Origin of the sequence: Phyllobacterium sp. 0TCS1.6A, assembly GCF_026420825.1 — a bacterium.
GTDB lineage: Bacteria > Pseudomonadota > Alphaproteobacteria > Rhizobiales > Rhizobiaceae > Phyllobacterium.
On sequence record NZ_JAPMAB010000001.1, the window covers coordinates 552,798 to 570,526 of the forward strand.

Here is a 17,729-nt window from a genome sequence, read left to right on the forward strand (position 1 = left end):
GATGAGCCGGGCGCAGAAGACATGGATCGTGCTATTCCGCGGCGTCGGCGGCGATACGCTCCTGCCGGTCAAGCCGTTGCGCGAGGCACTGACGGCAGCGGGGTTCGACAATGTCCGCACCTTTATCAATACGGGCAATGTCGTCCTGACGTCCGGCGATCGGCCGGAAAAGATCATCGCGCGCATCGCGCCGGTGGTGCTCCGGGAATTTCAGTTCGCCAAGGCCATCCTTGTCGCGGATCTCGCCGAATGGCAGCGATTGATCGACGAAAATCCGTTTCCCGCCGACGTGCCGCAATATCTGCATGCGTTTCTGTTGGAGCGCGAGCCGGCGGCGGAAGCCGTGGAGGCCCTGCGGGCAAAGGTGAGGGGAACCGAACAATTCAGCATCAAGGGCCGCGTGCTCTATTATTACACGCCGGACGGTTTCTCGAATTCCAGGCTGCACACCAAGATCGAGCACACGCTCGGCCTGTCGGTGACGGCCCGCAACTGGAACAGCGTCCTCAAGCTGCACGCACTTGCTTCTGGTCTGCAATCGCCTCGCGCAGGGTCGTGAAAATATTCGGGTCCGCGCATTGCGCAACATTGAAGCGCATGAACGACTGGGCCGTCTGCGAGGCGCTGAACACGTTGCCCGGAGCGAAGACCACATCGCGGGCAAGGCCGAAACGGGCAATTTCGGCGGCATCCACGCCGTCTGGCAGCCGGCACCACAGGAAAATGCCGCCGCGCGGCTCGATCCAGGGTTCGATCCCCATGGTATGAAGGCGCGCACGCGTCTCGTTCATGGCGCGGGCGAGGCGGGCGCGCAATTGCTCCATGTGCTTGCGATAGGTGCCGTCCTTGAGCATCAGCAAGACGAGCTCGGAAGCCAGCGTCCCGCCGCCGAAGGATGTGGCGATGCGCAGGTCGACAAGCGGTTCGATCCAGTCGCGGCGCGCCGCGATGAAGCCGCAGCGGAACGACGCCGACAGCGATTTCGAGAAACTGCCGATGTGGATCACCCGCTCCAGCCCGTCGAAGGCGGCAAGGCGGGGCGCGGGCTCCTGTTCGAAATCGGCGAAGATATCGTCTTCGATGATGGTCAGACCGTGCTGCTCGGCCAATTTCAGCAGCCGATGCGCGACGACCGGCGACAGCGTCGCCCCGGTCGGATTGTGAATGGCTGAATTGGTGATGTAGAGGCGCGGCCTGTGCTCCGCCAGCGCCTGGCTGAACTTGTCGAGGTCAGGCCCGGCAGGGGTATAGGGCACGCCGACGATGGTTGCGCGGTGCGCCTTCAGCAGGGCGCGGAAGTTGAAATAGCAGGGATCGTCGACAATCACCGCGTCGCCGGGTTCGATCAGCAGCCGGCAGAGCAGGTCGATCGCCTGCGTGCCGGATTCCGTCAGCAATATCTGGCCGGGCATGGCCTCGACGCCGCGCTCGGCCAGCCGCCGCACCAGAAGCTGGCGCAGCGGCTGCAAGCCCTGCGGCGTCGAATAGTCGGTGAGGCTGGCGCTCTGCGCCTTGGCCAGCGAGCGCATGGCGCGGCGGATGGCCTGTTCTGGCATCAGCCCGGATGGCAGCCAGCCGCAGCCCGGCATGGAGGCGCCGCCATCGGCTTCGAGCGAACTGCGCGAAACCCACAGCGGATCGATCGCGCGATCGAGCTTCGGCTCCATCTCGGTCAATGTGAGCGGCTGCAGGCGGCCCGAGACATAGAAGCCGGAACCGGGGCGGGGCTGGATGCTGCCCTCGGCGGCAAGGCGGTCATAGGCCTCGACCACCGTCGATTTCGACACGGCCATGCTGGCGGCAAGGCTGCGGATGGAGGGCAGCCGCGAGCCCGGCGTCAGCGTGCGCGCCGTGATGCGGCGGAGGATTTCGCGCATCACCTTTTCGACGAGCGTTGCACTTTCGTCCATGGCCGGGGAGGTGGTGTCATCCATCTGTACTGGCTCTTGCTCCATGACAGTTTGGTTGAATTGTACTGTATCGTCTCTGGCGAATCCAGCCCTTGCCGCGCTAACGGAAGGGAAAACGGATGGAAAGACATGACATCGCAAGACATCACATCGAAAGACATGGCATCGGACAAGGTCACCAGCGGCTGGATCAATGGCTTCATCGGCGTGCTCGTCTTCAGCGGTTCGCTGCCGGCGACACGCGTTGCGGTGGCGGATTTCGATCCGATCTTCCTGACGGCGGCACGCGCCTCGATCGCCGCGCTGTGCGGCCTGGCGCTGCTGCTGGTGTTTCGCGAGAAGCGGCCGACGCGGCAGGATCTCGGCTCGCTGCTGGTCACGGCGCTCGGTGTCGTCGTCGGCTTCCCGCTGCTGACGGCGCTGGCGCTGCAGCATATAGACGCGGCGCACTCGATCGTGTTCATCGGCCTGCTGCCGCTGGCGACGGCGATATTCGGCGTGCTGCGCGGCGGGGAGCGCATGCGGCCGATGTTCTGGCTGTTCTCCTGCCTCGGCAGCCTGCTCGTCGCCGGTTTCGCCCTGACGCAGAATTCCGGCGCCTCGATGACGGGCGACCTGCTGATGTTCGCGGCGGTTCTCGTTTGCGGCCTCGGTTATGCGGATGGCGCGCGGCTGTCGCGCCGGCTCGGCGGCTGGCAGGTCATTTCCTGGGCGCTCGCGCTGTCGCTGCCGCTGATGCTGCCTTTGTCGCTGGCGCTGCTGCCATCGGACTGGGCCGGCATCGGCGCTCCGGCCTGGTTCGGCCTGTTCTACGTCTCGATGTTCTCGATGCTCATCGGCTTCATCTTCTGGTATCGCGGCCTGGTGCAGGGAGGCATAGCCGCGGTCGGCCAATTGCAGCTGTTGCAGCCGTTTTTCGGGCTGCTCCTCGCGGCGACCCTGTTGCGTGAGCCGGTGGGCTGGCAGATGGTGCTCGTCACCCTCGCGGTCATCCTCTGCGTCGCCGGGGCCAAGCGGTTCGCCAGGGCCTAGCGTTTTTTGGGCCTAGCGTTTTTCGGGGCCTAAACGGCGGCGCAGGGTGCGCCGCACAATAAATCATTTGCATTTTCGCGCGGATGAGCCCATATGCGGTCCAGGCGCTTGAACCGGCACAGGCTGGTTTTCCTTTTATGGACTTCGTGGCGTCTTAGTCTCAATCGCGCGATGCGATGGGCACGGCTGCGCAAGTCGCATGGAATTTTCATTCCCGCGTCTCGTCGTTTATCAAATATTACGCACACAGGTTGCGCCCTGTCTGACACATTGACGGTCATGCACAATCATGCCCGCTGAAAGAAGAATTGAATTGGAAACTACAGAAAAAACCGGCTTTGCCGCCATGGGTCTCAACCCCGTCCTCCTGAAGGCGCTTGAAGCAGCCGGGATGGACCAGCCGAAGCCGATCCAGGAACAGGCGATACCGGCGCAGCTGGCCGGCAAGGACGTTCTCGGCATCGCCCAGACCGGCTCCGGCAAGACCGCGGCCTTCAGCCTGCCGATCCTGCAGAAGATCATCACCATCGGCGACAAGCGCAAGGGCAAGACCTGCCGCGCGCTCGTCCTCGCGCCGACGCGCGAGCTTGCCGTGCAGATCGAAGAGACCGTGCGCAAGCTGTCGAAGGGCGCCCATATCTCCACCGCTCTCGTCCTTGGCGGCGTTTCGCGCGGCGCGCAGATCAACAGGATGCAGGGCGGCGTCGATGTTCTCATCGCCACGCCCGGCCGCCTGACCGACCTCGTGCGCGACAATCGCGTCGATCTGTCGGAAACGCGCTGGCTGGTGCTCGACGAGGCCGATCGCATGCTCGACATGGGCTTCATCAATGATGTGAAGCGCATCGCCAAGGGCACGCATCGCGACAGGCAGACGGCGCTGTTCTCCGCCACCATGCCGAAGGAAATCACCGCGCTGGCCGAAAGCCTGCTGCGCGATCCGATCCGCGTCGAGGTTGCCCCGCAGGGCACCACCGCCGCCGAGATCAAGCAGGTCGTCCACATGGTGCCGACCCGGCAGAAGAAGCAGATGCTTTCGGCGCTCTTGAAGGATGAGAGCCTCTCCTCCGTCATCGTCTTCACCCGCACCAAGCACGGCGCCGATGCCGTGACCCGCGTCCTCGACAAGGATGGCTACAGCGTTGCCGCGATCCATGGCAACAAGTCGCAGAATGCGCGCCAGCGGGCGCTGAACGGCTTCAAGGACGGTTCGGTCCGCATTCTCGTCGCCACCGATATCGCCGCGCGCGGCATCGATGTCGTCGGCATCAGCCATGTGATCAATCTCGACCTGCCGGACGAGCCGGAAAGCTATGTGCACCGCATCGGCCGCACCGGCCGCAACGGCGCTTCGGGCAATGCGATCACGCTTTACGATCCGGCCGAGGAAGGCTCCAAGTTCAAGGCGGTCGAGCGCGTGACGCGCCTGCGCCTCCCGGTCGTCGATTCGCCGGTCGATCTTGCGAGCCTGCCGGCGCGCGCCGCCAATAATGACCAGCGCCCGGCCCGGCGCGATGCCCCGAAGCCCGCATCGGCCAAGAAGCCGCATCGCGGCCAGGGCAATGGTAGCGGCAAGCCGCGCCAGGAAAGCGGCGAGAAGATCTGGAGCAATGATGGTGCTCCGGCGCAGAAGCGGCCTTTCCGCCGCAACCGCAAGTCGTTCGGCAACAAGGCGGCCTGATCCCCCGCCATTTTATCCAGCGCATTCTATCCAACGCCATTCTATCCAACGCCGTCCCCGGACCATCCGGGGGCGGCGTTTTCCATGATCCGGCGGTTATTTCTTTGCTTGAACGGATCGTCACGGGCACATAGGTTCAAGTCTCGCATTTGAAGGATTTGCCCATGTTTGATTCTGTGATCGATGCCATCGGAAACACGCCGCTCATTCGCCTGAGGAAAGCTTCCGAACTCACGGGCTGCGAAATCCATGGCAAGGCCGAGTTTCTCAATCCCGGCCAGTCCGTCAAGGATCGCGCCGCGCTCTACATCATTCGCGATGCGGAACGGCGCGGCCTGTTGAAGCCCGGCGGCGTCATCGTCGAGGGCACGGCCGGCAATACCGGCATCGGGCTCAGCATGGTCGCCAAGGCGCTCGGCTACCGCACCGTCATCGTCATCCCCGAGACGCAGAGCCAGGAGAAGAAGGACGCGCTGCGCCTGCTCGGCGCCGAGCTCGTCGAGGTGCCCGCCGTGCCCTACAAGAATCCCGACAATTACGTGAAGGTCTCCGGCCGCCTCGCCGAACAGATGGCGAAATCCGAGCCGAACGGCGCGATCTGGGCCAACCAGTTCGACAATGTCGCCAACCGGCAGGCGCATGTGGAAACCACGGCGCCGGAAATCTGGCGCGACACCGGCGGCAGGATCGATGGCTTCGTTTCCGCCGTCGGCTCCGGCGGCACGCTCGCCGGCGTTGCCGAGGGGCTGCGCGCCCAGCGGCCGGATATCAAGATCGCGCTGGCCGATCCCTTCGGCGCGGCGCTGTTCTCCTATTATACGACCGGCGAATTCCAGTCCGAGGGCGGCTCGATCACCGAGGGCATCGGCCAGGGCCGGGTGACGGCCAATCTCGAAGGCTTCAAGCCGGACTATTCCTACCGGATCCCCGATGCCGAAGCGCTGGAGATCGTCTTCGATCTCGTGCAGGAGGAGGGGCTGTGCCTCGGCGGGTCGACGGGCATCAATATTGCCGGCGCCATCCGCCTTGCGCGCGATCTCGGCCCCGGCCACAGCATCGTGACGATCCTTTGCGATTATGGCAATCGCTACCAGTCGAAGATGTTCAATCCGGAATTCCTGCGCTCCAAGGAGCTTCCCGTTCCAGCCTGGATGGAAGCGACGAGCGAGATTTCCGTCCCGTTCGAGAACAGATGATGGCTTTCGATTCAGGCATATTGTTCCGCGACGATTCCTACCTGCAGGAGACGCCGGCGCGCGTCATTGCCGTCAATGAGCGCGGCGGCATCATCACCGACCGCACGAACTTCTACGCCACGTCCGGCGGGCAGCCCGGCGATAGCGGGCTGATGCTCCGCGGCGACGGTTCCGAAATCCGCATCGCGACGACGGTGACCGGCGAGACGAAGGAGGAGATCATCCACATCGCCGATGCCGGCCAGCCGCTGCCTGCCGTCGGCGAGGATCTCGTGCTGCGTATCGACTGGGAGCGCCGCTACAGGCTCATGCGCATGCACTCGGCCTGCCATCTTCTCAGCGTCGTCTGCCCGTTCCCGATCACCGGCGCCGCGGTCGGCGAGGATGACAGCCGGGTCGATTTCGACCTGCCGGATGCGGGTTTCACCAAGGAAAGCGTCACCGAACGGCTGATGGAACTGGTGCGCGCCGACCAGCCGATCTTCACCCGCTGGATAACGGACGAGGAACTGGCGGCCAATCCCGGGCTGATAAAATCCAAGAATGTGCGCCCGCCTGTCGGGACGGGCCGGATCCGGCTTGTCTGCATCGGCGAAAACGGCATCATCGACTCGCAGCCCTGCGGCGGCACCCATGTCGCCTCGACGGGCGAGGTCGGCGAAATCCATATCGGCAAGATCGAAAAGAAGGGCAAGGAAAACCGGCGGTTCCGCATCCGCTTCGGCGCCTTGCCGGAAGGAGCATAGAGTGAGCGAGAAAAGTCCCTTCGTGGTTTCGGCCGACTGGCTGCAGGAGCGGCTGCAACAGCCCGGCCTGACGGTCCTCGACGCATCCTGGTATTTCCCCTTCCAGAACCGCGACGCCAAGGCCGAATATGACGCCGCCCATATTCCCGGCGCGATATTCTTCGACCATGAGAAAACGTCCGATCCGGCTTCCTCCCTGCCGCATACGCTGCCGAAGCCGGAGGCCTTTGCCGCCGCCGCCAGCAGCATGGGCATTGCCAATGACGATACGATCGTCATCTATGACGGGCCGGGCATGTACACCTCGCCGCGCGTCTGGTGGATGTTCCGCATCATGGGCGCGCGCAATGTCCATGTGCTCGATGGCGGCTTCGACAATTGGAAAAAGGCGGGCAGGCCGGTGACGGCCGAGGCGACGCGCATCGCGCCGACGGCTTTCGTGGCGGATTTCGACGCCGCGCGCGTCGCCAGCTTCGAGCAGATGCTGCAGATCGTGCAGACCGGCAGCCGGCAGGTCGCCGATGCCCGTTCGGCCGGGCGGTTCAAGGGCGTCGATCCGGAGCCGCGCCAGGGGCTTCGCTCGGGGCACATGCCGGGCGCGCGCAACGTTCCGTCTTCGACGCTGGCCGATAATGGCTATCTGAAGGATCTCGACGGGTTGCGCCGGGTTCTGGGCGAGGCGGGGGTCGATCTCGACCGGCCGATCGCCACCACATGCGGCTCCGGCATCACTGCCGCGGTCATCACGCTGGCGCTGGAATCGCTCGGCCACGGCGACAATGTGCTCTATGACGGTTCCTGGACGGAATGGGGCGGCAGCAAGGAGACGCCCGTGGCGACGGGCGACGCCTGACATGGCCAGGCGCATCCTGAAAACGCGGGTGACGCATCTGGAAATGACCGAGCGGCTGGTGCACGCGGTGCCGATGCCCGTCAGCTACAAGCTCGCTTTGATGCGCGCGTCGAAGATTTCGCTGCCCTTCTACCGTTTTCTCTATGAGCAGGTCGGCAAATCGCACCATTGGGCCATGCGCCGCGATGTCGACGACGCGACGCTGGCGGCGATGATCCACCGCGACAATGTCGAGATCCACGTGCTCTATGTCGATGGCTCGCCGGGCGGCTTCTTCGAAATCGTCACCGACGAGGAGACGCGGATCGCCGAGATCCTCTATTTCGGCCTCGTCCCGGAATTTCAGGGGCTGGGCCTCGCGCGGTTTTTCCTCAACGAGGCCATATTGACCGCCTGGATGGGCGACCCGGAAAAGATCAGGATCGAAACCAATACGCTCGACAGCCCGCGCGCGCTGCAGCTCTACCAGCGCATGGGCTTCCGGCCGGTGAGCTTCGCCGATGCGGAGATCGAAGCCTGGGACTGAGGGGGGGTATTGCGGGGTGGGATTTGCTGCGTGGTCATCCTGCGGGCTTGCGCACCACAGCTCCCGCCCTTGTCGCAGCCCACAATTTCTCCCTCATGCCGAGCCTGTGGAAGGCCCCCACGTCAGTGCTGCATTATGGAGCAAGCGCCACAAGCTCCTACATTTTGAATGTATGCCAGAGCTACAGCTTCGTCGGGAAAAATCATTCCCTGACTGACAAGTTTATCAAAGAGATCTTTGGGAGACAGTGCGGGCTTTGAGAAGATAGCCATAAAAACAAAACACCCACCTTTTGCACGCCTGACTTAACAGGACCTCATCCGAAAATGAGACGTGTGGCGGGTTTGTTACAGGCAAGCTAGTGCCGTGTGGTGCCGATGTCAAGCCCAGCCAATGGTCTCGGATTGTCTTTCAAGTTGCCCAGCAGGACGCTCGACAATCTTCCCCTATCACGCATTTTAATTGACTGGTAGATGGGTGGAACGAGAACTCCCATCCTGCCACCAAAATCCCTTCCCCTGATGCTGAGCCCCTCATGCTGAGCTTGTCGAAGCACGCGGGACATCATTGCCATCTCTCGTTTACCGGCCCTGAACAGGGGCAAACTGGCCCGCGCGGTGGGATAGATTTTCGGCCTCAAAAAATATTTCGCCCTGCAAGCTGCTGATTTCGCTCATTCTTCGCCCCGGCTACCAAAAAAACTTATCCCCCCTGTTTGAAGCCGGGGTATTCTGTTTCGGTCCTTTCCAGTGGGGGAGCAGCTTCCGGTGCTGTTTCGATAGCTGGGAAAGGATGGCGTTGCCGGACGGTCGGAAGTGACAAACCCGACTATCCAGCAAACTGCAGAAGGAAACGGGGGTGGCGCTTCGTTTTCCGGGTTGTTGCGTCTGACAAACGCAATGACAGCAGGCAAAGACGTCGCGGGCGGTCTTCGGACCTCGACCCTGATACAATACTGACGCGCTGAAGACCGCCCGTCTCCCCCCATTTCAATGACCAGACGCGATTTTCGCGGGCGTGGTGCGGATTTTCCGTATCCAGCCTCTCCAACAAGAGATTGCACAAACGTTGCTGCGTGGTTCGTGGTTCGGCAGGCTTGTCTGTTGAATGCCTACCATGGGCGGCCCAACATGAGGGGCCGGGCATGAGGCTAGCGTAGGCTCGGCATGGGGGAGGCAAGGGGCGGGGCGCTCGGCCCCGCCCGTGCGCGTCAGGCAGCCAGGATCGTCTTCGGCTCGACCATTTCGAGGCCGAGCGCCTCGGCGACGGGGCGGTTGGTGATCCGGCCCCGGTGGACGTTGAGCCCGTTGCGCAGATGCGGATTGTCGACCAGCGCCTTCACGCCGCGATCGGCAAGCTGCAGGCCATATTGCAGGGTCGCATTGTTCAGGGCGTGGGCGGACGACACCGGAACGGCGCCCGGCATGTTGGCGACGCAATAATGGATGACGCCGTCGACCTCATAGGTCGGCTCCGAATGCGTGGTCGCATGCGAGGTCTCGAAGCAGCCGCCCTGGTCGATCGCCACATCGACGATGACCGCGCCCTTTTTCATGCCCGAAAGCATCTCGCGGGTGACGAGCTTCGGCGCGGCGGCGCCGGGGATCAGCACGGCGCCGACGACGACATCGGCCGAGAACACTTCCTCGTCCAGCGCCTCGATCGTCGAATAGCGCGTATGGATGCGGCCGCGGAAAATATCGTCGAGCTGGCGCAGGCGCGGGATCGAACGGTCGAGGATGGTCACGTCGGCGCCGAGGCCGGTCGCCATCATCGCCGCATTGATGCCGACGACGCCGCCGCCGATGATCGTCACCTTGCCCGGCAGCACGCCCGGAACGCCGCCGAGCAGCACGCCGCGGCCGCCATTGGCCTTCTGCAATGCGGTGGCGCCAGCCTGGATCGCCAGCCGGCCAGCCACTTCGGACATCGGCGCCAGCAGCGGCAGACCGCCGCGATCGTCGGTCACGGTTTCATAGGCGATCGCGGTGACGCCCGATGCCAGCAGGCCCCTGGTCTGTTCGGGATCCGGCGCAAGATGCAGATAAGTATAGAGAATCTGGCCTTCGCGCAGCTGCGTCCATTCGGATGGCTGCGGCTCCTTGACCTTGACGATCATGTCCGATTGCTGAAAAACTTCTTCGGCGGTCTTTACCACCTTCGCGCCCGCGGCCTGATAAGCTCCATCGTCGGCGCCAATTCCTGCTCCAGCTCCGGACTGGACGATGACCTCGTGGCCATGTGCAACATATTCGCGTACGGCGCCCGGAGTGAGGCCGACGCGATATTCATGGTTTTTGATTTCTTTAGGGCAGCCAACGCGCATAACGCCTCCTCATCTGGTTCTGCTGTTTCGGTTGATGTGCAATAACATCACAGAATAAACCGCATGTCCTTGCCAAATCCCCTCGACCAGCGGCTTGTTTCCGCGTATCCTTGCGTGAAAACGACGATAATAAGGGGAAGCTTTCAATAATGCCGCTCGACAGGATCGATATCGCCATTCTCGACAATCTGCAGAAGGATGGGCGCATGTCGAATGCGACCCTTGCCGACAGGGTCGGGCTGTCGCAATCGGCCTGTTCGCGCCGGCTGGACATTCTGGAAAAGTCGGGGGTGATCCGCGGCTATCACGCGCGGCTTTCGAACAAGCTGCTCGGCCATCCGGTGACGGTGATCGTCAACATTTCGCTGTCCGGGCAGGCGGACAAGCAATTGCGCGAATTCGAGACGGCGGTGCGCCGCTGTCCCAATGTGCTGGTCTGCTACCTCATGTCGGGGGAATATGATTACCTGCTGCGCGTCGCCGCCAAGGATCTCGAGGACTATGAGCGCATCCATAAATTCTGGCTCTCGGCCATGCCGCATGTCACCAAGATCAACTCGTCCTTTGCCCTGCGCGAGGTGGCGGACCGCACCGGCCTCGGCGTCGAGACCGGCCTGATCGAGATCGCCGGCGGTTGAGGCGTTAATTGAACGATCGTTCAATTAAATATGGCCGGTTTTTGCACCAAAATGGTCGAATCCTGCACATGAAGGCCGCGATCCGGTGGATGCTCATGCCCGTACAGCCGAATTCAGCCGGCAAATCCGGGCGTTTGGCGCGCGTTTCGACGGCTATGCCTTATGGAAGACTTATGCCTTGTAGAAGACCTACGCCTTATAGAAGACCTGGCGCACGTCGATATATTCGGAGCGGAAACCGGCCTCGCAATAGAACAGGTAGAACTCCCAGAGCTTCTTGAAGCGGCCGTCGAAACCGAGATGCCGGAGCCTGTCCCAGGAGTTCCAGAACCGGTCGCGCCATTCGGCGAGGGTGCGGGCGTAGTCCTGTGCGAAGACGTTTTCGCGGTAGAGGTCGAGGCCGAACTCCTTGCCGAGGCTCTTGAGTTTCGACGGCGTCGGCAGCATGCCGCCGGGGAAGACATAGCGCTGGATGAAGTCCGGCCGCTTGCGGTAGCGATCGAAGGATTCGTCATTGATCGTAATGATTTGCATGCCGGCGCTGCCACCGGGCTTGAGGCAGTCCCTGACCTTGCCGAAGAAGACCGGCCAGTATTTCTCGCCCACCGCCTCGAACATCTCGATGGAGGCGATGTGATCGTAGCGGCCGGTCTCGTCGCGGTAGTCCTGGAACTTGATATCAACCTTGCCGGCAAGGCCCGCCTTGGCGATGCGCTCGGTGGCATAGGCATATTGCTCGCGGCTGATCGTCAGGCCGGTCACCCGGGCGCCGATCTCGCGCGCCGCAAACTCGGCAAATCCGCCCCAGCCGCAGCCGATCTCCAGTACGGACGAACCCGGCGTGATGCCGATATTGCGGGCCAGGGCGCGATATTTCGCGGTCTGGGCGCTTTCGAGATCATTGGCGCCCTCGCTGTAGAGCGCGGAGGAATAGGTCATGGTCGGATCGAGCCATTCGCGGTAGAATGAATTGCCGAGATCGTAATGCGCGGAAATATTGCGGCGCGAGCGGCTGGGCGTGTTCTCGTTCATCCAGTGGCGCACCCGCTGCAGCGAATTGGCCAGCCAGTTCATGCCGCCGGCGAGCTTTTCGCCGATCTGCTCGTTGACGACGAAGAGTTCGAGAAAGGTGGTAACGTCCGGACTGTCCCAATCGCCATCCATGTAGGATTCGGCGACGCCGATCGTGCCGCCGGAAAAGGCGCGGCGCGGCAGGTTCCAATTGTGCAGGATCAACGCCGCTTCCGGCCCGCTCTCCTTGCCGACGACCTTGAAGGTCTGGCGGTCCGGCGTGGTGATCGTCAGGCTGCCGCGCGGCAGGTGGGCGGCGGCGCGAAGGGCGGTACGAACCTTGAAGGGCAGGCCCTTCAGGACGGCGCCGACATTGTCGGGCGTCAGCCATTTCAACTGGCCGGCAGCATCGGCTACCGCTCGATCATTCTCTTCCATGGCTCTCCACCCTTGAGCTTGACGCACCATATTTGCCGCCGCGGATCAAATGTTCAAGGGTTTTCATGGCAGGGCGGGACCAGCGTCGGGAAAGCGGCATGCCCGATGGCCCGGAGCCGTTCAGGCTGCCGGGTGAACGGTAAACCGCCTCGCGAAACCGGTAAATGGGCATGGGGCGCAGGTTTTATGCTACCAGCGGAGGTGGAATTCCGCATGTTTGGAGGCGCGCAGCGCACCGGAGGATCAGAAATGCACCTTTACAGTGCCAGTTTCGATGGTTCAGGGTCTTGAGGTATCCGCACAACCATGTTTGCGTCGTCATTGATGAAAGAAATCGCGATGCTTCTTCTGCCCAGTTCCCAAGGTAATCCAGTTCATGCGCGTAGTTATTGCAGCCATCGCTCTATTCATGATCGTCCTGGCAGGAGGCGCGAAGGGTGTCTGCACCAGCAATTTCGTCAAGCTCCAGCAGCTTGACGGATAATGATGCAGGGGACGGCGAGGGTTAAGGATCAGCATGGAGGATGGAGCTTTGGTGCTTCGGTCCTCCTGCACGTTGCCGCATGTCTGGGTGTTCTGCTGCTGCCGGATCGGCCACAATTCAAGCCTCCGCAGGAGGAAAGCATTGACGTGGAAATCGTATCGCTTTCGGCTCCGGTCGAAGAAAAGCACGACCTGCCACAGCAGGTTTCGCCGCCCGTAACGGATGAGGCAGCGCAGGAAAACAGGCCGGAAGATCGCGCAGACACGTCGACAATTCCGCAGGCAGCACAGCCCCGCGATGAAATGCCGGCGATGGTGAAGCCGTCGCGCATGTTGTCGGAGAAGGTTCTTGACGATCCCCGCAGCCGGGACGCGAGAAAGGAACTGGCGGCACTCGCACCCACCGATCAGGTCGAGCAGCTTTGCGGCCTCGAAGCCATGGCGCAGGTCGGGGCATGGAGCAAGCAGTTCCTGCCTGATCGGGTAGTCGCCTATGCCATGGCGGACCCGAAGATGGTCGGGAACGCCTTTTCGGCTGACGGCGCCGCGCTACACAGCAAACGGGATTGGTTCAGGCTTCAATACAAATGCGAACTGACCCCGGATCATAAAAAGGTCGCCGCGTTTGAGTTCCTGGTGGGCGATCCGATCCCCCGGAAAGACTGGGCTGACCACAGCCTTCCCGACGAGGTCGGATCGCTCGACTGACTGGCTTCGCCAGCACGGGTAAGCATCTCGGCAAAAAGGCCAATCGGAACAGGAACTTGACGCTGAAAAAGCAAAAGGCCGGGAGCTACCCGACCTTCCTAAGTCTACCTCTACATCAGTGCCAGTACATCCGTGGTCAAGAATGGAAGTAAACTATTCGCTTTGATCCATCACTACACTGACATTGCGACAGGATAATGACAACATCGAAAATATTGAGCGCGTACGCAGTACCTTATCGCGCTTGCCGATCAAGGTGAAGGATCAAGGTAAAGACCGGGTTAACGCTACCGGACGGGGCGCATATTTTATCAGGCTTCCGCATGATCGATCATGCGGCCGATGATGGGGCCGAGCGCTGCCGGCAGGTCCTCGGCGATCAGGCCATGGCCGAGATGCCGCGCCGCCGCCGCATGTATATGGACCGCGGCGCAGGCCGCCTCGAAGCCGGGCATCGCCTGGCCCATCAAGCCGGCGATGAGGCCGGCCAGCACATCGCCGGACCCGGCCGTTGCCAGCAGCGGCGTGCCATTGCTGTTGATGGCGGCGCGGCCATCGGGCGCGGCGATGACTGTGTCCGCGCCCTTGTAGACGATGGTCGCGCCCGCAATCTCCGCCGCCTTGCGCGCCCGCTCCAGCTTCGAGGGCGTGTTGCCGGCGTTGATGCCGGGATAAAGCCGCGCGAACTCTCCCTCATGCGGCGTCAGTACGAGATCGCCGCCATGGCGGCGCAGGGCTTGCGGCTCGCCCTTGAACGCGGTGATCGCATCGGCGTCGAAGACGAGGGCAGGCGTTTCGAGTTCGAGCAGCGCCCGGCCGAAGGCGCGTGTCTTTTCGCCGACGCCGAAGCCCGGACCGAGGACGCAGGCGGAAACCTTGCGCCCTTCGACGAAGGATTGGAGACCGGTGGCATCATTGCATTCATGCAGCATGATCGATGTCAGATGGGCGGCATTGCTCGCCATGGCGTCGGTGGGCGAAAGCACCGTCACGGCTCCGGCGCCGCTGCGGGCCGCCGCCATGGCGGCAAGGCGTGCCGCACCCGTGCTCCAGGCGCCGCCCGACAACACGCCGACATGGCCGCGCCGGTATTTGTGCGTCTCGGCCTGCGGTCGCGGCAGCTGCGCCACCCATAGCGGCGGCGCATTCTCGAAGCAGTTCGGCCCTATGGCGGCAAGGGTTTCGGCGCCGATGCCGATATCGGCGATGATGAGCTGGCCGCAGAGCTCCCGGCCCGGATAGAGCAGATGGCCGGGCTTCTTCCTGAAGAAGCTGATGGTGGCATGGGCGGCGAAGACCGCTCCCAGCGGCTGGCCCGTCAGCCCATCGAGACCGGACGGCACGTCGACGGCGATCCGGGTGCAGGCGGCCTCGTTGGCGCGCGCTATTGCCTCCGCCGCTGCGCCCGACAGCGGCCGGTTCAATCCGGCGCCGAACAGGGCATCGACGATCAGCCCCGTGCGGGGCGGCTGGAACGCCTGCAGCGGGCGGGGATCGAGCGGGAAATCCGCCAGACAATCCGCCCTGGCGCGCGCCGCATCGGTGCCGCTGCTGGGCTCTGCCAGCGCCCAGAGATGCACCGGCACGCCCCGCCGTGCGAGGAGGCGCGCCACGACATAGCCATCGCCGCCATTATTGCCGGGGCCGCAGAGGATATGGACTTCCGCCGCGCCGCCATGATGGGCGAGGATATGCCGGGCAATGGCATCTCCCGCATTCAGCATGAGCCGGTAGCCGCTGAATCCGCCGCCTTCGATGGTCAGCCTGTCGGCCTCGGCCATCTCCCGCGGCGTCAATATTTCATGGCCCATGCGGCGATCCACTCCCATTTCCGGTTGCCACGATGCATCCAATGCGCCGCTCATGCGTTACCCACCATCATCCCACCATGGAGGTTAATCATGACAGCTGCGGGCATCAAGGAACATATGGAAGTCATCGGGGCCGATGGCGTCCATATCGGAACGGTTGATCGTGTCGAGGGCGGAAGGATCAAGCTGACCAGGAAGGATAGCGGCGAGGGCTCCCATGAGGGGCATCACCACTTCATTTCCAGCTCGCTGGTAGCCGAGATCGAAGGCAACAAGGTGCGGCTGTCGGCGAATTCCGATGTCGCTGTCATGTTCGAGGAGGAATGACTGCCGCGATTGCGGCGGGAGAATTTGCGATGACCCATAAAGCACAGATACCGGACCCGGGACCCGATACGAACAGGCCGGTAGACCCCGGCCCGACGCCACGGCCGGAGGAACTGCCGCCCGATCCGGACCCCCGGCCGGGCGATATCCCGGTGGAAGAACCGCCGCCGGAGCAACTGCCGGACGAAATGCCGGTGCCCAATCCGGATGAGGTTCGCGAACCGCCAAAGCATGTTTGATCGGCAAGAAGTGAGACTGTGCAATGACGATTACGATGGCTGGTGCCGACCGCATAGACGGCGGCGACGATGATTGCCTGACATTCCTGCGCATCAGGATGGACGCCGCCGAAGAGCACGGAGCGAATGTCGCCGCGATCGTGACGGAAGCGATGCGGGCAGGCTGGAGCAGGGCGAGCGTCAGGCAGGCACTGGACGTGCTGGAGAGCGCCGGGCCGCCCGCATGATCCGCGTTCTACAGGCCTTTTGACAGGCCCCTGCCGACATCATGGGCGGCCGGCTCGGCCCTGCCATAGGCGTCGGTATCCGGCGTGCGGGCCGTGTTGTAGCCGCTGCTCATGCAGCCGGCGACGAGCGCCGTGAGGCCGAGAACCAGCACCAATGATTTCAATCCCTGCATCGCATCCTCCGAATGGCTTCTGCCATGCAGATAGGTGCTCGCGGCGCAAATGAAAATAGCGGCATCGCATTCTTCGCCGGGAGCGGCCGCGAATGGAACCTTCCGGGTTGTTTCCTGTTCCATTTCAAAAGCGAAGAGGAAACGAATGATGGACAAGAGAACGACAGACGGACCCGTGGAAAGCGCGACGGACGCAAAACAGGGCAAGCGCGGCACGCCGGTGCTGATGGTGCTCGTGGTCGGCCTCATCCTCGCGATGATCGCCTGGGGCGCGGCCGAGATCTTCGGCGAAAGCACGGATGATGGCGCCAGGATCGATACGTCCGAACAGTCGAGCGGCGACACCAACCAGCCGAACGTTCCGTCGTCATCGCCATCGACGCAATAGGACAAGGATATTCGGCCGACAAGGAACGTCTTGCGTAGAGGGATATTGCCTGTCGACATTCGGCCGGCGGGTCTTTAGTGCCTAGAAACCACACTATGATCTGAAAGTGTCGTTCATGTCGAAGATTTCACCGGAGCCGAGAGTAAAACTGTCCAGACTGCGCGATATCGGCTGGAAATGCTGGGATCCATTTGGCCTGCTGGGACCGGATGCCGGCAAATGGAACGACGAAGCGAACCTTTCCTTTGCCGATGAATATGACGAGCATTTGATCTCGGCGGCGTCGCAATTGCGCAGGGGCATCGCGCGGGATCAGGTCATCGACTATCTCGTCGAGATCGAGACTCAATATATGGCTCTGGCAGAACATCCTTCCACGCGCCAGCGCGCAGCGGCCGTTGTCGATTCCATCCTCGCGGACCCCGAAATCTGGACCTGGCCCGACGAGAAAGGTCGATTTGCGATTGAATGACCGGTGGTGCAGCTATTCCGGCTGGTTGTGCTTGCGGCTTGCCAGCACGAGCGACCCGATGCCAAGCGCGACGCCTATGAGCGTGCCGACGCCGATGAACAAAAGCAGCATTGTCAACTGATCCATTTCAATCTCTCCCTTTGCTCGGCGCCGCAATCTCGAAGAACCGGGTTGCGAGCTCGTTCAGACCTTCCTGCATCGTGCCCCGGTGCTCCATGCGGTCCATGCGGTCCATGGAACTCGGGCGTCCGGCCAAGGCATGATACATGGATTCCTGCCGCGTCGTAATGATCGCGTCGCCTCAGCGCGACGGCTTGTTGTGGCGGCTCTCCTGATGTTCGCCGCGCAGCCGGCTCTGGTCGTCCGGTATCCTGACGCGCGGCCCCGCATTGCCATGTTCGCTGATGTCGCGCGCGGCGTCCGACTTCCTCAGATCGGCCTTCGCGTCGAAATCCTTGTCGGCCTTGCCGGTCTCCTCGCGCTTCTCGATGATGCGGAGCTGCTGTTCATGGGTTTTCCTGCCTGCCATCGCTGCCTCCATATT

General features: G+C 62.6%; 20 protein-coding genes. 14 read left to right on the plus strand and 6 right to left on the minus strand.

The window, feature by feature from the left end; all coding sequences use genetic code 11:
* Position 1: 1 nt before the first annotated feature.
* Positions 2-559 (plus strand): DUF1697 domain-containing protein, encoded by a 558-nt coding sequence (locus OSJ75_RS02585; protein ID WP_267226757.1) that lies wholly within the window; start codon positions 2-4, stop codon positions 557-559.
* Here OSJ75_RS02585 and OSJ75_RS02590 read toward each other — a convergent pair.
* Positions 507-1,934: a PLP-dependent aminotransferase family protein gene (locus OSJ75_RS02590; RefSeq protein ID WP_267226760.1), complete on the minus strand. Its 1,428-nt coding sequence runs from the start codon at positions 1,932-1,934 to the stop codon at positions 507-509. The two genes, OSJ75_RS02585 and OSJ75_RS02590, sit on opposite strands and share 53 nt — an antisense overlap.
* Positions 1,935-2,039: 105 nt before the next feature.
* Between OSJ75_RS02590 and OSJ75_RS02595 the strand changes: the two genes are divergently transcribed.
* The 6 genes from OSJ75_RS02595 to OSJ75_RS02620 all read left to right on the plus strand — a co-directional run bounded on the left by OSJ75_RS02595 (position 2,040) and on the right by OSJ75_RS02620 (position 7,944).
* The gene (locus OSJ75_RS02595; RefSeq protein WP_267226762.1) at positions 2,040-2,942 is read left to right on the plus strand and encodes a DMT family transporter; all 903 of its coding nucleotides are present in this window, start codon (positions 2,040-2,042) and stop codon (positions 2,940-2,942) included.
* A 289-nt stretch (positions 2,943-3,231) separates the two neighbouring features.
* Positions 3,232-4,623, plus strand: coding sequence for a DEAD/DEAH box helicase (locus tag OSJ75_RS02600; RefSeq protein ID WP_250013790.1), 1,392 nt, complete (start codon positions 3,232-3,234; stop codon positions 4,621-4,623).
* A 164-nt stretch (positions 4,624-4,787) separates the two neighbouring features.
* Complete coding sequence (locus OSJ75_RS02605) at positions 4,788-5,819, plus strand: cysteine synthase A (RefSeq protein WP_250013793.1); 1,032 nt, start codon at positions 4,788-4,790, stop codon at positions 5,817-5,819.
* Positions 5,819-6,565, plus strand: coding sequence for an alanyl-tRNA editing protein (locus tag OSJ75_RS02610; protein ID WP_267226764.1), 747 nt, complete (start codon positions 5,819-5,821; stop codon positions 6,563-6,565). Before OSJ75_RS02605 ends, OSJ75_RS02610 begins: the two co-directional genes overlap by 1 nt.
* A 1-nt stretch (position 6,566) precedes the next feature.
* A complete protein-coding gene (sseA, locus tag OSJ75_RS02615) occupies positions 6,567-7,418 on the plus strand; it encodes a 3-mercaptopyruvate sulfurtransferase (RefSeq protein WP_267226766.1) in 852 nt (283 codons plus the stop codon).
* A gap of 1 nt (position 7,419) precedes the next feature.
* Positions 7,420-7,944 (plus strand): GNAT family N-acetyltransferase, encoded by a 525-nt coding sequence (locus OSJ75_RS02620; RefSeq protein ID WP_267226769.1) that lies wholly within the window; start codon positions 7,420-7,422, stop codon positions 7,942-7,944.
* Between the two features lie 1,210 nt (positions 7,945-9,154).
* Here OSJ75_RS02620 and ald read toward each other — a convergent pair.
* Positions 9,155-10,270 (minus strand): alanine dehydrogenase, encoded by a 1,116-nt coding sequence (gene ald, locus OSJ75_RS02625; RefSeq protein WP_250013810.1) that lies wholly within the window; start codon positions 10,268-10,270, stop codon positions 9,155-9,157.
* A gap of 149 nt (positions 10,271-10,419) precedes the next feature.
* Between ald and OSJ75_RS02630 the strand changes: the two genes are divergently transcribed.
* A complete protein-coding gene (locus tag OSJ75_RS02630) occupies positions 10,420-10,908 on the plus strand; it encodes an Lrp/AsnC family transcriptional regulator (protein ID WP_250013813.1) in 489 nt (162 codons plus the stop codon).
* A 189-nt stretch (positions 10,909-11,097) separates the two neighbouring features.
* Here the strand turns inward: OSJ75_RS02630 and OSJ75_RS02635 are convergent, their stop codons facing one another.
* Complete coding sequence (locus OSJ75_RS02635) at positions 11,098-12,357, minus strand: SAM-dependent methyltransferase (protein WP_267226772.1); 1,260 nt, start codon at positions 12,355-12,357, stop codon at positions 11,098-11,100.
* Between the two features lie 630 nt (positions 12,358-12,987).
* Between OSJ75_RS02635 and OSJ75_RS02640 the strand changes: the two genes are divergently transcribed.
* Complete coding sequence (locus OSJ75_RS02640) at positions 12,988-13,548, plus strand: DUF930 domain-containing protein (protein WP_267226774.1); 561 nt, start codon at positions 12,988-12,990, stop codon at positions 13,546-13,548.
* A gap of 311 nt (positions 13,549-13,859) precedes the next feature.
* On the opposite strand, the gene OSJ75_RS02645 is transcribed toward OSJ75_RS02640, so the two are convergent.
* Positions 13,860-15,413, minus strand: coding sequence for an NAD(P)H-hydrate dehydratase (locus OSJ75_RS02645; protein ID WP_323748408.1), 1,554 nt, complete (start codon positions 15,411-15,413; stop codon positions 13,860-13,862).
* Between the two features lie 36 nt (positions 15,414-15,449).
* Here OSJ75_RS02645 and OSJ75_RS02650 point away from each other — a divergent pair, with 36 nt between their 5' ends.
* The 3 genes from OSJ75_RS02650 to OSJ75_RS02660 are packed head-to-tail and all read left to right on the plus strand — an operon-like array spanning position 15,450 to position 16,152.
* Positions 15,450-15,686, plus strand: a complete 237-nt coding sequence (locus tag OSJ75_RS02650) for a DUF2171 domain-containing protein (RefSeq protein ID WP_250013822.1) — start codon at positions 15,450-15,452, stop codon at positions 15,684-15,686.
* A 29-nt stretch (positions 15,687-15,715) separates the two neighbouring features.
* Positions 15,716-15,925: a hypothetical protein gene (locus OSJ75_RS02655; protein ID WP_250013825.1), complete on the plus strand. Its 210-nt coding sequence runs from the start codon at positions 15,716-15,718 to the stop codon at positions 15,923-15,925.
* 23 nt (positions 15,926-15,948) lie between these two features.
* A complete protein-coding gene (locus OSJ75_RS02660; protein ID WP_250013828.1) occupies positions 15,949-16,152 on the plus strand; it encodes a hypothetical protein in 204 nt (67 codons plus the stop codon).
* Positions 16,153-16,160: 8 nt separating this feature from the next.
* Here the strand turns inward: OSJ75_RS02660 and OSJ75_RS02665 are convergent, their stop codons facing one another.
* The gene (locus OSJ75_RS02665; RefSeq protein ID WP_267226778.1) at positions 16,161-16,325 is read right to left on the minus strand and encodes a hypothetical protein; all 165 of its coding nucleotides are present in this window, start codon (positions 16,323-16,325) and stop codon (positions 16,161-16,163) included.
* A gap of 145 nt (positions 16,326-16,470) precedes the next feature.
* Between OSJ75_RS02665 and OSJ75_RS02670 the strand changes: the two genes are divergently transcribed.
* Positions 16,471-16,713, plus strand: coding sequence for a hypothetical protein (locus OSJ75_RS02670; RefSeq protein ID WP_267226780.1), 243 nt, complete (start codon positions 16,471-16,473; stop codon positions 16,711-16,713).
* A 115-nt stretch (positions 16,714-16,828) separates the two neighbouring features.
* Positions 16,829-17,185 (plus strand): hypothetical protein, encoded by a 357-nt coding sequence (locus OSJ75_RS02675; protein ID WP_267226783.1) that lies wholly within the window; start codon positions 16,829-16,831, stop codon positions 17,183-17,185.
* A 301-nt stretch (positions 17,186-17,486) separates the two neighbouring features.
* Here the strand turns inward: OSJ75_RS02675 and OSJ75_RS02680 are convergent, their stop codons facing one another.
* Positions 17,487-17,714 (minus strand): hypothetical protein, encoded by a 228-nt coding sequence (locus tag OSJ75_RS02680; protein WP_250013839.1) that lies wholly within the window; start codon positions 17,712-17,714, stop codon positions 17,487-17,489.
* Between the last annotated feature and the right edge of the window lie 15 nt (positions 17,715-17,729).

Excerpts from the sequence above, each read along its gene's own strand:
- OSJ75_RS02585 (WP_267226757.1), top strand. The coding sequence starts at position 2 with ATGAGCCGGGCGCAGAAGACATGGATCGTGCTATTCCGCGGCGTCGGC.
- OSJ75_RS02590 (WP_267226760.1), bottom strand. The coding sequence starts at position 1,934 with ATGGATGACACCACCTCCCCGGCCATGGACGAAAGTGCAACGCTCGTC.
- OSJ75_RS02595 (WP_267226762.1), top strand. The coding sequence starts at position 2,040 with ATGACATCGCAAGACATCACATCGAAAGACATGGCATCGGACAAGGTC.
- OSJ75_RS02600 (WP_250013790.1), top strand. The coding sequence starts at position 3,232 with ATGCCCGCTGAAAGAAGAATTGAATTGGAAACTACAGAAAAAACCGGC.
- OSJ75_RS02605 (WP_250013793.1), top strand. The coding sequence starts at position 4,788 with ATGTTTGATTCTGTGATCGATGCCATCGGAAACACGCCGCTCATTCGC.
- OSJ75_RS02610 (WP_267226764.1), top strand. The coding sequence starts at position 5,819 with ATGGCTTTCGATTCAGGCATATTGTTCCGCGACGATTCCTACCTGCAG.
- OSJ75_RS02620 (WP_267226769.1), top strand. The coding sequence starts at position 7,420 with ATGGCCAGGCGCATCCTGAAAACGCGGGTGACGCATCTGGAAATGACC.
- ald (WP_250013810.1), bottom strand. The coding sequence starts at position 10,270 with ATGCGCGTTGGCTGCCCTAAAGAAATCAAAAACCATGAATATCGCGTC.
- OSJ75_RS02630 (WP_250013813.1), top strand. The coding sequence starts at position 10,420 with ATGCCGCTCGACAGGATCGATATCGCCATTCTCGACAATCTGCAGAAG.
- OSJ75_RS02635 (WP_267226772.1), bottom strand. The coding sequence starts at position 12,357 with ATGGAAGAGAATGATCGAGCGGTAGCCGATGCTGCCGGCCAGTTGAAA.
- OSJ75_RS02645 (WP_323748408.1), bottom strand. The coding sequence starts at position 15,413 with ATGAGCGGCGCATTGGATGCATCGTGGCAACCGGAAATGGGAGTGGAT.
- OSJ75_RS02650 (WP_250013822.1), top strand. The coding sequence starts at position 15,450 with ATGACAGCTGCGGGCATCAAGGAACATATGGAAGTCATCGGGGCCGAT.
- OSJ75_RS02655 (WP_250013825.1), top strand. The coding sequence starts at position 15,716 with ATGACCCATAAAGCACAGATACCGGACCCGGGACCCGATACGAACAGG.
- OSJ75_RS02660 (WP_250013828.1), top strand. The coding sequence starts at position 15,949 with ATGACGATTACGATGGCTGGTGCCGACCGCATAGACGGCGGCGACGAT.
- OSJ75_RS02665 (WP_267226778.1), bottom strand. The coding sequence starts at position 16,325 with ATGCAGGGATTGAAATCATTGGTGCTGGTTCTCGGCCTCACGGCGCTC.
- OSJ75_RS02670 (WP_267226780.1), top strand. The coding sequence starts at position 16,471 with ATGATGGACAAGAGAACGACAGACGGACCCGTGGAAAGCGCGACGGAC.
- OSJ75_RS02675 (WP_267226783.1), top strand. The coding sequence starts at position 16,829 with ATGTCGAAGATTTCACCGGAGCCGAGAGTAAAACTGTCCAGACTGCGC.
- OSJ75_RS02680 (WP_250013839.1), bottom strand. The coding sequence starts at position 17,714 with ATGGCAGGCAGGAAAACCCATGAACAGCAGCTCCGCATCATCGAGAAG.